Origin of the sequence: Flavobacterium sp. (genome assembly GCF_044348915.1) — a bacterium.
Classification (GTDB): domain Bacteria; phylum Bacteroidota; class Bacteroidia; order Flavobacteriales; family Flavobacteriaceae; genus Flavobacterium.
Window position 1 is genome coordinate 1 of sequence record NZ_JBIKRX010000026.1, and the last position, 14,459, is coordinate 14,459.

General features: G+C 35.9%; 12 protein-coding genes and 1 pseudogene. All 13 read right to left on the reverse strand.

The window, feature by feature from the left end; genetic code table 11:
• Nucleotides 1-587, reverse strand: a pseudogene (locus ACIQ1E_RS06525) (M1 family peptidase); the annotation flags it as partial.
• A 39-nt stretch (nucleotides 588-626) separates the two neighbouring features.
• Nucleotides 627-2,519 (reverse strand): PQQ-binding-like beta-propeller repeat protein, encoded by a 1,893-nt coding sequence (locus ACIQ1E_RS06530; protein ID WP_396169799.1) that lies wholly within the window; start codon nucleotides 2,517-2,519, stop codon nucleotides 627-629.
• A gap of 163 nt (nucleotides 2,520-2,682) precedes the next feature.
• On the reverse strand, nucleotides 2,683-3,882 hold the full coding sequence (locus ACIQ1E_RS06535) for an acetyl-CoA carboxylase biotin carboxylase subunit family protein (protein WP_396169801.1): 1,200 nt from the start codon (nucleotides 3,880-3,882) through the stop codon (nucleotides 2,683-2,685).
• Between the two features lie 41 nt (nucleotides 3,883-3,923).
• A complete protein-coding gene (locus ACIQ1E_RS06540; protein ID WP_396169803.1) occupies nucleotides 3,924-5,360 on the reverse strand; it encodes a leucyl aminopeptidase family protein in 1,437 nt (478 codons plus the stop codon).
• Nucleotides 5,361-5,363: 3 nt separating this feature from the next.
• Complete coding sequence (locus ACIQ1E_RS06545; protein ID WP_396169805.1) at nucleotides 5,364-6,503, reverse strand: alpha/beta hydrolase; 1,140 nt, start codon at nucleotides 6,501-6,503, stop codon at nucleotides 5,364-5,366.
• Nucleotides 6,504-6,624: 121 nt separating this feature from the next.
• Nucleotides 6,625-7,224 carry a bifunctional phosphoribosyl-AMP cyclohydrolase/phosphoribosyl-ATP diphosphatase HisIE gene (gene hisIE, locus ACIQ1E_RS06550; RefSeq protein WP_396169806.1) on the reverse strand — a complete coding sequence of 200 codons (600 nt, stop codon included), beginning with the start codon at nucleotides 7,222-7,224 and terminating at the stop codon, nucleotides 6,625-6,627.
• A 76-nt stretch (nucleotides 7,225-7,300) separates the two neighbouring features.
• Nucleotides 7,301-8,056: an imidazole glycerol phosphate synthase subunit HisF gene (gene hisF, locus ACIQ1E_RS06555; protein WP_396169808.1), complete on the reverse strand. Its 756-nt coding sequence runs from the start codon at nucleotides 8,054-8,056 to the stop codon at nucleotides 7,301-7,303.
• A gap of 81 nt (nucleotides 8,057-8,137) precedes the next feature.
• Entirely contained in the window at nucleotides 8,138-8,902 is a 765-nt protein-coding gene (gene hisA, locus ACIQ1E_RS06560) for a 1-(5-phosphoribosyl)-5-[(5-phosphoribosylamino)methylideneamino]imidazole-4-carboxamide isomerase (RefSeq protein ID WP_396169810.1), read from the reverse strand.
• Between the two features lie 109 nt (nucleotides 8,903-9,011).
• Nucleotides 9,012-9,593 carry an imidazole glycerol phosphate synthase subunit HisH gene (hisH, locus tag ACIQ1E_RS06565; RefSeq protein ID WP_396169812.1) on the reverse strand — a complete coding sequence of 194 codons (582 nt, stop codon included), beginning with the start codon at nucleotides 9,591-9,593 and terminating at the stop codon, nucleotides 9,012-9,014.
• A gap of 75 nt (nucleotides 9,594-9,668) precedes the next feature.
• A complete protein-coding gene (hisB, locus tag ACIQ1E_RS06570) occupies nucleotides 9,669-10,805 on the reverse strand; it encodes a bifunctional histidinol-phosphatase/imidazoleglycerol-phosphate dehydratase HisB (protein ID WP_396169813.1) in 1,137 nt (378 codons plus the stop codon).
• 58 nt (nucleotides 10,806-10,863) lie between these two features.
• Nucleotides 10,864-11,910 (reverse strand): histidinol-phosphate transaminase, encoded by a 1,047-nt coding sequence (gene hisC, locus ACIQ1E_RS06575; RefSeq protein ID WP_396169815.1) that lies wholly within the window; start codon nucleotides 11,908-11,910, stop codon nucleotides 10,864-10,866.
• Complete coding sequence (gene hisD, locus ACIQ1E_RS06580; protein WP_396169817.1) at nucleotides 11,900-13,192, reverse strand: histidinol dehydrogenase; 1,293 nt, start codon at nucleotides 13,190-13,192, stop codon at nucleotides 11,900-11,902. The genes hisC and hisD overlap by 11 nt, the downstream gene beginning before the upstream one ends.
• A 210-nt stretch (nucleotides 13,193-13,402) precedes the next feature.
• Nucleotides 13,403-14,260 carry an ATP phosphoribosyltransferase gene (gene hisG, locus ACIQ1E_RS06585; RefSeq protein WP_396169819.1) on the reverse strand — a complete coding sequence of 286 codons (858 nt, stop codon included), beginning with the start codon at nucleotides 14,258-14,260 and terminating at the stop codon, nucleotides 13,403-13,405.
• Nucleotides 14,261-14,459 lie beyond the last annotated feature (199 nt).

The following is a 14,459-nucleotide window of genomic DNA, read 5'->3' on the forward strand; positions in this document are numbered from 1 at the left end:
AAATTCTTGGGGACATTTACGCTGATGAGCATATCATCGACCTCGTCGTACATATGGTCTTTGTTGGGCCACCAAACACTAGCTCCCAATCCTTGACAACTCGAAGCGATAAATGGCTTGCCATTCTTGTCTTTACTCCAAGTTATTCCTCCATCCCAAGGTGGATTCACTGCAATTTTAGGTTTTCCGTCATAAAAAACCGTAAGTTCTTTTATTTCATTAACATTTTGTGGCGCAACCAAATCAAAATAAAAGACATTGCCGTCTCTTTGATATTTTAATTCTTTACCATCTTGCGTAACTTTAGAAATTTTTAAGGGTTCTTGAAGATCAATTTGCATCCGGTTATAGGAATTCAAAACTTTGTAGCGAATTGTATTAGAGCCTGAAATCGTCTTATCGGCGGGATTTACTTTGATGTCTAGATGATAATATTTCAAGTCCCACCAAGCTCTTTCTTTCGTAATGCTTCCTCTTAAAGAATCTTGATGCGTGAATACTACATCCGATTTACCCAGAAGTCCTTGTGCATTTGTAGCACTTGAAATAAGAAATGCAATAAAAATAACGCTTAGATTTTTGTTCATACAATCAATTTTTAATACCAATCATAATTCTTCCGATATTCAATTTTTAGAATCATTTAGAAAGTTAAGGCATACTACTTTACCATCCATAGTGCTCACAATAATTTTATTGTTATCAACTGGCGTTATTGCATTTACTAATGTATTCGATACTTTAAAAGTCCATTCGACTGCTTTTGAAACTTTATTTACTGCACAAACAAGGCCACTTTGTCCTGGAATAAAAATCAAATTACCTGATTCTACAATTGGCGATGGAGCAATTTCGTAGCCCAAATTTGTTTTTACACGCCACAATATCTTTTGGCTATTACTATTCGCATCGATGGCAACTAAATCACCTTCAGTCATAGTTTTTATGTACACTATATTTTTATCATCAGATATGCCAATTGATTCTCGACAACTCACCGCGTTTGAGTAATACATTTCTTTACCAGTCAAAGCATCAAATGCGGTCATATATCTATCTGGTGCTACAATAAACACTTTTCCAAATGCGCCCACTGGATATACAGCTGCTGGTGATAACATTCTACTAGCTCCTTTTACAGATTTCCATTGCAACGCTCCCGTATTTTTATTAAGAGCATAAAAACTATTTCCCCACGAACCAAAAAATATGTTATCCAGATACACCAGTGGTTTGCATTCTACAAAATTATTAACGCCTTTGAACTCCCATAGCAAATTACCATTTTTATAATTCAAAGCCCTAAAAATTCCATCAGATGCTCCAATAAAAACACTTTCTCCATCAATTGACGGACTACTTAAAACAGATTTCGAAGCAGTGAATTGCCATATTTTTTTCCCCTTAGTTAAACTCAATCCGTAAACAGAATTATCCGTGCTGCCAACAATTACAATGTCGTTTTTAATAGCTGCTGTAGAAAATATTTTGCCTTTGGTTCTATAAAGCCACAACTGCTTTCCTGTTGGAATGTCTATCGCAATAATCTCGCCTTTGGTAGTTGTTACTATGCCTGTAGTACCCTGAACAGCGACACCAGATCCTATATCTGATTTGAACTGTACTTCCCAATCCACTTTTATTGAAGGACAGGTTGCGTTTCCGCTAAAATCGGGTCGTTTGTAGCGTGATGTATCTCTTGAAAAATAATGATTCTCCAAAACAACTGTCCCCCAAGACGGTAGTGTTTCGATTCCAGAACGCCGCTCGTTGTAGATAAATTTACTATTTTCAAAACGAACAATATTATAAGCTGCTGCTTGTTCAAGAATAACCTTGTTTTTATCAAAACGCAAATTCGAGCGACTCATCGCGCCAGGAATACCTTCAAAATTATACATTTTATTGGCGTGACCATGACCCATCAAATGCGCTTGAACATTTTGTGTTTTTAACAAATCGACTGCCTCGTACCAATTATTTAATCCCGAGTCTAGAGGATAATGATTGACTGAAATTATGGGTAGTTGTTTTTTCTTGTTTTTCTCTAATACACTTTTCAAAAACTGTATGTGTTCTCGTGGAATCTGACCTGGAGACATTCGCATATTGGGTCCTGAGGCTAGGCCAACAAACAAAAATCCATTTTTTTCGACACTAAAACATTCGCTACCAAAAACTTTTACAAATGTATTACAACCACTTTCCGACCATTTCGAATCATGATTCCCGGGAACAATGTAATAGGGTTTGGTTAATTTATCTAAAATTTGTTTGGCCAAGTACAATTCTTCATCAGAACCAAACTCAGTTACATCGCCAGTATGAATTACAAATTCAATATCAGGATTGGCATTGATGTCATCTACAGTACGTCGTAAATCTATATCTGCATTGTCACCACCAATATGAGTATCGGTAATATGTGCGAAAGTAAATGCTTTTTGTTGAGCAAATGAAAACTGATAAAAAAAGGCACAAACTAACAATAATCGAAGACCACTTTTACAATAAATCATGTTGAAACCAGTGTTAAAAAAATGAATAAAAATTGAATTGTTCTTACTATAGAGAATTCGCTAATTTGTTTTCTGTTTAATGCTTTTTTTGAATTTTAAGTCTTTAATTTCCTTAATTAACCGCAATTTTTGGATTTTTTAAAAGACACTTAATGCAGCTTATCTACTTTTTTTGCTCCACAACTGTGGCAAAATCTTTAACCAAACGATCAGCATAGTCGTCTAATAATTCCAAAATACGTTCACTAGAATCTGATTTAACAATCAATCCAGCATGATAATCCAAGGGAACTCTAAAGCAAACTTCGGGATCTGAAAACGAAGACAAATCAGGATGTTGAAACTTTGACAAAGTCAATACAATTCCGGCATACCCTTTTTTTATTTTTGGCAAAGTGTATTTGGTTTCTTTCGCCAAAGCATCTTCGATAGCAGCCCATTCTTTCCAAAGATTAATGTTGGACGCCTCGGCGACCATCTCTGCAATATGAGCGCCACCAACTCGGGATGAAGTCTCTAGAAAATAGATTTTATCATTGTCTTTACATTTGATGTATTCGGAATGCGCTACCCCATTTTTTAATCCAAATCCTTTAAAAACCTGCTCGTTGACCACTTTTATGGCTTTGTCATCATCAGAATCATACGGAATAGTGGCTGAACGAAAAATTCCACCGCCTTGCGAAATTTCCATTGGAGTAGTCAAGTATTTCGATGTAATGCTGAACAGAATTTTGCCATTCAAAACCAAACTATCGCAATGATAGACATCGCCAAGACGGAATTGTTCTAATAAATATTTAAATCTGTTATTCCCCATTTCGTTGATGTGAATCCACAAACTTTCCTTGTCATAAACCTTGATAATTCCAGAAGCAGAAGCTTCAGACCGTGGTTTCAAAACCCAAGGAGCCGGAATAGTATCGGCAAAAGCATTGATATCGTGATCATTGAATAAAGAGCAAAAATTAGGATTCGAAATTCCGCAACTCTTGGCTCGCATACGCATCGCCAATTTATCTCTAAAATAACGACCCGTGGTTTGTCCCATGCCATCAATCCGAATATTTTCGCGTAGGTAAGTTGCTTTTTCCACATCAAAATCATCTAATGCTATGATAGCATCAATTTTATTAGCTTTCATCAAATTGCCAACACCAAGCAAAAGATGCTCTAAATTCCAATCTGTGTCCTGACCAGACATATAGAAAACTTCATCAACATGATCAAAAGGCCAAGGTTCATCCCTGAGTTTTTCGCTAGTAATCAGATACACTTTGTTTCCCAACTTTTTTAACTGAATTAAAAAATCAGCCCCTTTAAAATAATTTGAAATGCAGACGAAGGTTTTTGTGTTTGCCATAATAGTGTTTTTAAAATTGGAAAATAAATCGTAAGACTCGTTTAGATAGCTAAATTTTCAATAAATTTAGTTAATAAATGAACACCAAATGCGGTGGCATGTTTGCTTTTTGCAAATTCATCGTCACCAAACGCAACTCCAGCAATATCAAGATGCGCCCAAGCTTTGTGATTCTCTGTAAAATATTCCAGGAATTTCGCTGCCGAAATCGCCCCAGCGACAGGCTTACCACTATAATTTTTCACATCGGCAATGTCACTTTCGATATCAGATTTATAAGAATCCCAAAGTGGCAATGGCCAAAGTCGTTCTCCAACTTCATCACCAGATTGCTGTAATTTCTTCGAAATGGTTTCGTTATTGGTAAACAATGCTCCACATTCATAACCAAAAGTTCCCACGCTACTGCCGGTTAGTGTGGCTATATCTATAATAAATTCAGGTTTGAAATTTTTGATTAAATAGGATAATCCATCTGCCAAGACTAATCTTCCTTCGGCATCAGTATCTATAATTTCTATTGACGCTCCGCTGTAAGAATGAATAACATCACTTGGTAAAAAAGACTTAGCATCGACTGAATTTTCAGCACAGGGCACTATTGCTGTTACTTTTACAGGCAATTTTAAATCAGCAATCAATTGCATCGCTCCAAAAACCGCGGCTCCACCAGCCATATCGCATTTCATATGAACCATTCCTGCCGTTTTAATGTTCAATCCTCCCGTATCAAAGGTGATTCCTTTACCCACTAAGCCTATGTGTTTAGTTTTAGAATTTGCATTTTCAGGAACATAATTCATGATGACAAACTGCGGTTCGTTTTCACTACCTTTTCCAACCGATAAAAAAGCACCTAGACCTGCTTTTGCAGCAGCTTCAAAACCTAAAGTTTCTACCTGAAAGCCATATTTTTTCCCGCTCTCATCAGCCCAATTGGCTAAGTATTTTGGAGTCACGACATTGGGTGGCAAATCGACTAAATTTAAAGTGGCAATTTGGGCTGTTGCAATTTTTATAGCTTTAGAAACGGATTCGGCTGCCACTTTTTTAGACAAAATAGACAGTACAAAATCGTCGCTTAAAAACGGGTGACTATCGCTTTTTTTGAAATGTCCTAAATCGTAAGTTCCTAAATACAGCCCTGAAATAGCCGCTTCAGTCTGCTCTGCTGTAAATTGCTCTGGTAAAACCAATGCTACATTCGAGCCAAAAGATTCCCTTTGTTTGCTTGCAATTCTTCGAAAAATAGTTTTCAAAGATTTATAATCGATTTCCTTACCTAAGCCAATAAAAATATGAAGGGAATCGTATTTCTCTACAATGTAATGTGTGTCTTTTTTGCCATAGAACACTTTTGATGGAACCGAAACTCCGTGAAATTCTATCGGAACCAAACTTTTTGCATAGGTTTCAAAAACTGGAATTAATAATGTTCCAGAAAACCCCTCAAGGTTTTTTAATGTGTTTGTTTGCATACTCTAATTTTCTTTTGAATTGAAGAAAAGCCATTCAATTGCCTTTGGGAACTCGTCGCTCCAATACCTTTCGCTATGTGTTCCTTCCATATTGATACTCAAATTAATTTTCATTTTGTCTTTTACAAATTCACTGGCAATCATATTTTTCTTAAAACTTCTAACATGTTCAATCATCGTGTCACTTTCATCTCCACCAGCATATAAATATATCTTGGTATTTTCTGTATATTGATTTTCCGAATCGATAGTAAGCTTTGGTACAACCCAAAGTGAAGGTGAAAAAATCATCAATTTCCCATAAATTTCAGGATACATTAATCCGGAAAAAACACTTATCAAACCACCCATGGAGCTTCCTCCTATTCCGGTATGTTCGCGCTCTTGTTTCGTTCTAAAATTAGCATCTACAAAAGGTTTTAAGGTTTCTGTCATAAATTTTATGTACTTCTTCCCTTGTCCTTTTCCCAAAACAGTTTTTCCAACATTGTACTCTTTTATTCTATCTTCTTCGGCGTGTTCTATGGCAATTATTATAATTTTCCCAATTTTGTATTCCGCCATTACAGCCAGCTTTTTGTCAATTTCCCAATTGCCATATTTAGCTTCTTCATTGAATAAATTCTGAGCATCCTGTAAATACATTACAGGGTAACTCTCGTTAGACGTATCATAATCGTGTGGAAGCAAAGCCCAAATTTTCCTCGTTTTATTCAATTGTGGAATCTCGAATTCATCAGAAATCAAATGGACTTTTGGCAAATAATCGATTTTGAAGGGCAACCAGTTTTTTCTCCATTTAGGAACATATTCTCTAACTTTTCCTGATCTAATAGCTGTCGAACGATTGGAGGTGATTTCACTATTTTTTCCAATTTCTACCTCACTCCAATCTCCCTTAGTGAATTTATATAGTAATTCATCAGGAAAAGTAAAATCGATAGCAAAATTGAATTGGTACAAATTAGCACCAATTTGCTCCATCATATAGTTCTTGTCTTGCGTTTTCCAATTATTAAAATTTCCTGCAATATAAACAGGCCTTGTGTCATCTTCATCAGTTTCCAAAAGGATTTGGAGCCCTTTCTTACTATTCACTTGGTTTTGCTTCATTGTTGTATTCTCCAATTCTATCATTTGCATTTTTGCAATTTCATTTTAAATAAAAGGTAAATATAGTGGAATGTGATTTGAAAAAAAAATAAAGCCCAATAGCAATTTTTATCACTATTGGGTTATTTTATAAAATCTGTTTTTTTATGTTTTACTTATGACGTCCTTTCAATACATTGACAACATCATTCAACTGAAATCCTTTGGCTTGCAGCAAAATCAAATAGTGAAAAAGTAAATCGGCACTTTCGTCCAAAAATAAATGGTCGTTGTTGTCTTTGGCTTCAATCACTACTTCAACAGCTTCTTCACCTACTTTCTGAGCGATTTTATTGATTCCTTTTTCGAATAATGAAGCAACATAACTCTTTTGAGAATCGGCATTTTCACGTCTTGATTTTATGGTATCTTCCAATTGTGAAATGAATCCAAAATTTTGCTTATTAGGTGTTTGCCAACAAGTATCTAAACCTGTATGACAAGTTGGTCCTTCTGGTTTAACTTGTATCAAAAGTGTATCGCCATCACAATCATTCTTGATGTCTACCAAATTTAAAAAGTTACCACTTTCTTCGCCTTTAGTCCAAAGTCTCTGTTTGGAACGACTGTAAAAAGTTACTTTTTGCGTATCCAAAGTTTTCTGATAGGATTCCGCATTCATATAGCCGAGCATTAAAACGCTTTTGGTTTCGCTATCTTGAATTATCGCTGGAATTAATCCGTGAGCGCTTTTTGAAAAATCTATGTTCATAATTTTTAAGTTAGAGGTTAGAAATTAGAAGTGGTAAAGATGATGTTTAGATTTTTAAACTTCGTATCTCGTACCTCTAAATTCGTACCTCAATTTTATTTTTTTTAAGTTCTTTTTTCAGTACTTTGATTTCAATTTCTTTGAAATGAAATACGCTTGCTGCTAATGCTGCATCTGCTTTTCCTTCGACAAAGGTATCGACAAAATGCTGCATATTTCCCGCACCACCCGAAGCAATTATCGGAATATTTACTAATTCAGACAATTTTGCCAAAGCTTCGTTGGCAAATCCATTTTTGGTACCGTCGTGATTCATCGAAGTGAAAAGAATTTCTCCTGCTCCACGCTGCTCCACCTCTTTTGCCCAATCGAACAATCTAATTTCTGTGGGAACCTTTCCTCCTACTAAATGTACGAACCATTCTCCGTCGATTTGTTTGGCATCAATTGCTACAACCACACATTGGCTGCCAAATTTTTGCGCCAAATCATTAATTAACTGTGGATTTTTGACCGCTGAAGAGTTAATAGAAACCTTATCCGCTCCGTTTTGTAGCAAAGCTTCAACATCCGAAACAGATGAAATTCCACCTCCAACAGTAAACGGAATATTGATGGTTGCCGCTACTTTGCGAACCAAATCAATTAAAGTACTTCTTCGTTCTTCAGTTGCCGAAATATCCAAGAAAACCAATTCATCCGCACCTTCATCCGAATAGATTTTCGCCAATTCCACAGGATCGCCTGCATCTCGCAAATCTACGAAATTGATGCCTTTGACAGTACGTCCGTTTTTGATATCGAGGCAAGGGATAATTCTTTTTGTTAACATTTTTATTGTTTTATTTCACCGCAGAGACGTTGCAGTGCAACTTCTAAATTGTTTGGTGTTAGACGTTGCACTGCAACGTCTCTACATTGTTAAAATATAATTTTCCAATTGTTTCAACGAAATTCTTCCTTCATAAATCGCTTTACCAATTATTGTTCCTTCGCAACCCAATTCAGCCAGTTTAGGTAATTCGTCAAAAGTAGAAATTCCTCCGGAAGCAATTAATTTGATTCCTTCGGCTTCCGCCAACTTCTCGACTGCGCTCGAAGTGACAGAACATTGATTGATGATTTTTTTATACAAATCAAAACTTGGGCCTTCTAGCATTCCGTCTTTGGCGATATCTGTGCAAATAACGTACTGAATTCCTTTATTTTGATAGTCTTGGATAAAAGGAACTAAATCTTCATTCGAATCTTCCAACCATCCTGAAACGGCTACTTTTTCGTTATTGGCATCAGCGCCCAAAATAATTTTATCAGAACCATATTCGGCAATCCATTTTTCAAAAATAGCTCTGTTTTTCACAGCAATACTTCCTCCTGTAATTTGATTGGCACCGCTTTCAAAAGCAATTTTCAAATCAGCATCAGCTTTTAAACCTCCTCCAAAATCAATTTTCAGTTTTGTTTGTGAAGCTATTTGTTCCAATATTTTATAATTGACAATTTTGCTGGATTTTGCTCCGTCCAAGTCCACCAAATGCAGGTATTCGATTCCGTGAGCTTCGAATGATTTCGCCACTTCCAACGGATTTTCGTTGTAAATAATTTTGGTATTGTAATCGCCTTTTGATAAGCGAACACATTTTCCATCGATGATATCTATTGCAGGTATTATTCTCATTTTTTTTGTCATTGCGAGGAACGAAGCAATCTCATTCCGTTTATTAATTAATATTACAATTGACATTGATTTTTGCCATTGCTATTGCCATTGTTATTGCCATTGAATCTTAAAGGTTTATAAAATTAGCCAAGATTTGCTCTCCAACATCGCCACTTTTCTCGGGGTGAAATTGGGTTCCAAAGAAATTATCATTTTCCAAAGCCGAGGAATATTCCAGTTCGTAATTGGTTGTGGCAATGGTTTCAGCACAAAGAGGAGCATAAAAACTGTGTACTAAATACATATATTCATTTTCTGCAATTCCTTTGAACAAATCCGATTTCAAGTTGTAAATGTTGTTCCAGCCCATTTGTGGTACTTTTACTTTGGAAGAAAATTTCACGACATCCACATCAAAAATTCCCAATCCATTAGTATTACCTTCTTCCGAGTAGTTACACATCAACTGCATTCCCAAACAAATCCCGAAAACAGGCTGTTTCAATGTTGGAATCAAAGTATCCAAACCACTTTCTTGAAGCATTTTCATCGCATAACTTGCTTCTCCCACTCCTGGGAAAATCACTTTATCAGCTGCTTTTATTTCGTCAGGATTGTTGCTCAAAACGGCTTTGTATCCCAGTCTTTCGATGGCAAACATAATGCTTTGAATGTTTCCTGCTCCGTAATTTATGATTACTATTTTCATTGTTTTTGTTTCAAGTTTAAGGTTTCAAGTTTCAAGTTCCGTGAGGCAACCTGAAACCTGAAACTTTAAACAATTTTACAACATCCCTTTCGTACTTGGCAAAATCATTTTTTCTGTATCGCGTTTTACAGCTACTTTTATCGCTTTGGCGAAAGCCTTGAAAATACCTTCGATTTTGTGGTGCTCATTTTCTCCTTCCGCTTTGATGTTGATATTGGCTTTGGCACCGTCTGAAAAGGACTTGAAGAAATGCAGAAACATTTCTGTTGGCATTTTACCCACCATTTCGCGTTTGAATTCGGTTTCCCAAACCAACCAGTTTCTACCTCCAAAATCAATCGCTACTTGAGCTAAACAATCATCCATCGGCAAACAAAAACCGTATCTTTCAATCCCCAATTTATTTCCCAATGCTTTGGCAAAAACCTCACCTAAAGCTATCGCAGTATCTTCGATAGTATGGTGTTCATCGACTTCTAAATCCCCTTTTACAATGATATCCAAGTCCATTTGACCGTGACGAGCCAATTGGTCGAGCATATGGTCGAAAAAAGCTATTCCTGTATCGATGTTGCTTTTACCTGTTCCGTCTAGATTTACTTTAATATAAATATCCGTTTCGTGTGTTTTTCTGGTTATTGAAGCGGAACGTGCCTCTAATTTCAAAAATTCGTAAATAGCTTTCCATTCGATGGTTTGCAATGCGATACAAGTATTCAATTCATCTCTTTTTGAAGCAATTTCATCACTTCCCAATTCTTCGTCATTGCCAATAAAAATGGCTTTTGAGCCTAGATTTTTGGCTAATTCGACATCGGTAATTCTGTCTCCGATGACAAAAGAATTTTCTAAATCATATTCCGGATTGTTGATGTATTTCGTCAACATAGCCGTTCCTGGCTTGCGAGTAGGCACGTTTTCGTGCGGAAAGGTTTTATCAATAAAAACTTCGCTAAAAACAACGCCTTCATTTTCGAAAGCTTTCATTACCAAATTATGCACTGGCCAAAAGTTAGCTTCTGGATGAGAATCCGTCCCTAATCCATCTTGATTGGTTACCATTACCAATTCGAAATCCAATTCGGAAGCAATTTTTCCTAAATATTGAAAGGCTTTTGGATAGAATTCCAATTTTTCGAAACTATCCAATTGATAGTCATTCGGTTCTAAAACCATCGTTCCGTCACGGTCTATAAAAAGTATTTTTTTCATTTATTGTTTTATTTTCAGACCTAACAGGTTTTAAAAACCTGTTAGGTCTAGTCAATTATTAAGCTTGCAAGGCCTCCATCAATTTTTTATTCTCAATCTCTGTTCCAATAGTCAAACGCAAAGTATTTTCACATAAAGGTTGGGTTGTTCGGTTTCGAATTACAATTCCTTTAGCGATTAATTCATCGTATCGTTTATTGGCATCATCTACTTTTATCAAGATAAAATTGGCTTCTGTTGGATAGATTTTTTCGACAAATTTCACGTCAACCAATACTTTAAGTAATTCCTCTCTTTGTGCAATAATTAAATTTATTTCAGATTTAATTATTTCAGGATCACTCAATCTTTCCAATGCTCGTAATTGTGTCAATTCGTTCACGTTGTAAGGCGGTTTAATTTTGTTTAAAACCGAAATTACTGCAGCAGAACCATAGCAAATTCCCAATCGGATTCCTGCCAAACCATAGGCTTTTGAAAGGGTTTGTGTGATGATTAAATTTGGATATTCATCAATTTTTGCTAACCAACTTTCCTTGTCCGAAAAGTCAATATAAGCTTCGTCAATCACGACCAAACCTTTGAAATTTTCTAGCAATTTCACCACACTTTCATCCGAAAAAGAATTTCCTGTTGGATTATTTGGCGAACATAAAAAGATAATTTTGGTGTTTTCGTCTACAGCTTCCAAAATTTTCTCCACTTGTGGTTGAAATTCTTCTGAAAGCAACACTTCTCTGTTTTCAACGGCGTTGATATTTGCCAAAACACCATACATTCCGTAGGTTGGTGGCAAAGAAATAATGTTGTCCACTTTAGGCTCACAAAAAGCCCTGAAAATCAAATCCAATACTTCGTCGCTTCCGTTTCCTAGCAAAATTTGTTTTCTAGATACATCTTTAATCATCGCCAAAACTGCTTTGACATTGCTTTGTTGCGGATCTGGATAGCGATTTACGCCATTCTGAAACGGATTTTCATTGGCATCCAAGAAAATCATATCGGCAATGTCGAAATCCTCAAATTCGTCACGAGCCGAAGAATATGGTTTCATCGACTTGACGTTTTCCCGGACTAAATTATTGATATCGAAACTATTTTCCATCTTCAATCGCTTTTAATCTTAATGTCACTGCATTTTTGTGTGCGTGCAATCCTTCGGCTTCGGCCATAATTTCAATGGCTTGTCCAATATTTTGAATGCCTTTTTCAGATATTTTTTGGAAAGTCATCGATTTGGTAAAACTATCTAGATTTACGCCGCTGTAATTCTTGGCATACCCATTGGTTGGTAAAGTATGATTCGTTCCCGAAGCATAATCTCCCGCACTTTCCGGTGTATTATTCCCGATAAAAACCGAACCTGCATTTCCGATATTATTCACAAAATAATCTTCATTTTTACTGCAAATGATAAAGTGTTCAGGGCCATATTCGTCGATTAATTCCAAAGCAATTTTGTCATTTTCCACATAAATTAATTTCGAATTGGCGATGGCTTTTTCGGCGATGGCTTTTCGAGGTAAATCCGCAATTTGAGATTGAATTTCTTTCTCTACTTCATCAATCAATGTTTTTGAAGTTGAAACCAAAATTACCTGACTGTCGGTTCCGTGTTCTGCTTGTGATAATAAATCAGAAGCGATGAAAGCAGGAACAGCCGAATCATCAGCTACAATCAACAATTCAGAAGGACCAGCAGGCATATCGATTGCTACTCCAAATTGGGTTGCCAATTGTTTGGCTACAGTCACGAATTGGTTTCCAGGTCCAAAAATTTTGTACACTTTTGGAATTGATTTTGTACCGAAAGTCATTGCGGCAATGGCTTGGATTCCACCCACTTTCAAAATTTTGGTCACACCACATAAATGAGCGGCATATAAAATAGCAGGATTAATATTTCCTTTTTTATCTGGCGGTGAACACAAAACTATTTCTTTGCAACCAGCAATATTGGCTGGAACAGCCAGCATCAAAACGGTTGAAAACAAAGGCGCGGTTCCTCCTGGAATATACAAACCAATCTTTTGAATTGGTCTTTTTTCTTGCCAGCAATACACTCCTTCGGTCGTTTCTACTTCAATTTTAGCCGTTTTTTGAGCGGAATGAAATTTTTCTATGTTCGATTTTGCCAATTGAATAGCAGATTTTAAATCTTCGGAAATAGCAGCAATAGCTTGATCTATTTCTGACGAAGAAACTTCTATGTTTTCAAATTTAGCACCATCAAAAAGTGAAGTGTATTTTGCAACCGCAACATCACCTTTTTTTTGAACTTCCTTGAAAATTTCTTTAACAGTAACTTCAATATCGTCAATCGTTTGTGTTGGTCTTTTAAGAATTTCAGACCAAGTTTCTGGTTTTGGATTAAATATTTTGTTCATTATTTTATTATTAAACCGTTAGGTGTAATTCAATTTATATTTTTTACACATCTAGGAAAAACATAGTTTGTATTAATTTTAAAAGTCGTTTCACTTATTAGAGAAAATCATAGTTACGTATACTTAGAATAGACTATCTAACTCTATTTTCTATGGATCTGTGTGTTTTTATTTTTTATACTTCGTATTTCTAACTTCGTAAATCGTACTTTAAAGCACCATTTTCTCAATTGGACAAACCAAGATCCCTTCGGCTCCAGCTTCTTTCAGTTGGTCAATAACATCCCAAAAACTGTCTTTGTCGATTACCGAGTGCACACTACTCCAACCTTCTTCTGCCAACGGCATCACGGTAAGGCTTTTTAAAACAGGTAAAATTTTACCAATTTCTTCAATTTTATTATTGGGAACGTTCATTAAGATGTATTTTGATTTTCTAGCTCTTAAAACGGACTCTATACGAAATTGAAGAGTGTCGATAATAGATTGCACTTCAGGGGTAACTTTAGGAGAAACAGCTAGAACCGCTTCGCTTTTGAAAATCACCTCTACTTCTTTTAGATTATTTTTGAATAACGTGCTTCCGCTAGAAACAATATCTACTATAGCATCGGCAAGACCAATGTTGGGAGCAATTTCTACCGAGCCAGAGATTTGGTGAATATCGACCGTCATTCCGAATTTTGCAAAATAATCAATAACAGTGTTCGGATAGGAAGTGGCAATGCGCATCCCCTCTAAATCCTTGATGGAATTGTATTCGAAGGTTTTGGGAACAGCCACAGAAACTTTACATTTCGAAAAACCTAATTTCTGAATTGCCTTAATGTTTTTCCCTTTTTCAACCAAAAGGTTATCGCCAACTATTGCTATATCGACTACTCCATCTATTAAATATTGAGGAATGTCTGAATTTCTAAGATACAAAACTTCTAAAGGGAAGTTCGTGGCTTCTGCTTTGAGTTGGTCATTTCCATTGTTGATAGATATCCCACAATCTTTAAGAATTTGGATACTGTCTTCGTTTAAACGACCAGATTTTTGAATTGCAATTTTTAAAATACTCATTTTTTCGTTTTTTAATTTTGCAGCATTCCTAACAATTTAGATGCTGCAGGGTTGTTGTTTTACAATTTTGTTTGAACACAACAATTAGGCAATAAAAAAACCCGTTTGATGTACTCAAACGGGTTTTTAAATATGATGATTACATACATACCATTAACACATCGCTTGAGAGCAATAATGAAAATGATGGTGATGCAAT

Excerpts from the sequence above, each read along its gene's own strand:
- ACIQ1E_RS06545 (WP_396169805.1), bottom strand. The coding sequence starts at position 6,503 with ATGCAAATGATAGAATTGGAGAATACAACAATGAAGCAAAACCAAGTG.
- hisH (WP_396169812.1), bottom strand. The coding sequence starts at position 9,593 with ATGAAAATAGTAATCATAAATTACGGAGCAGGAAACATTCAAAGCATT.
- hisB (WP_396169813.1), bottom strand. The coding sequence starts at position 10,805 with ATGAAAAAAATACTTTTTATAGACCGTGACGGAACGATGGTTTTAGAA.
- ACIQ1E_RS06535 (WP_396169801.1), bottom strand. The coding sequence starts at position 3,882 with ATGGCAAACACAAAAACCTTCGTCTGCATTTCAAATTATTTTAAAGGG.
- hisC (WP_396169815.1), bottom strand. The coding sequence starts at position 11,910 with ATGGAAAATAGTTTCGATATCAATAATTTAGTCCGGGAAAACGTCAAG.
- ACIQ1E_RS06530 (WP_396169799.1), bottom strand. The coding sequence starts at position 2,519 with ATGATTTATTGTAAAAGTGGTCTTCGATTATTGTTAGTTTGTGCCTTT.
- hisF (WP_396169808.1), bottom strand. The coding sequence starts at position 8,056 with ATGTTAACAAAAAGAATTATCCCTTGCCTCGATATCAAAAACGGACGT.
- hisIE (WP_396169806.1), bottom strand. The coding sequence starts at position 7,224 with ATGAACATAGATTTTTCAAAAAGCGCTCACGGATTAATTCCAGCGATA.
- hisG (WP_396169819.1), bottom strand. The coding sequence starts at position 14,260 with ATGAGTATTTTAAAAATTGCAATTCAAAAATCTGGTCGTTTAAACGAA.
- hisA (WP_396169810.1), bottom strand. The coding sequence starts at position 8,902 with ATGAGAATAATACCTGCAATAGATATCATCGATGGAAAATGTGTTCGC.
- hisD (WP_396169817.1), bottom strand. The coding sequence starts at position 13,192 with ATGAACAAAATATTTAATCCAAAACCAGAAACTTGGTCTGAAATTCTT.
- ACIQ1E_RS06540 (WP_396169803.1), bottom strand. The coding sequence starts at position 5,360 with ATGCAAACAAACACATTAAAAAACCTTGAGGGGTTTTCTGGAACATTA.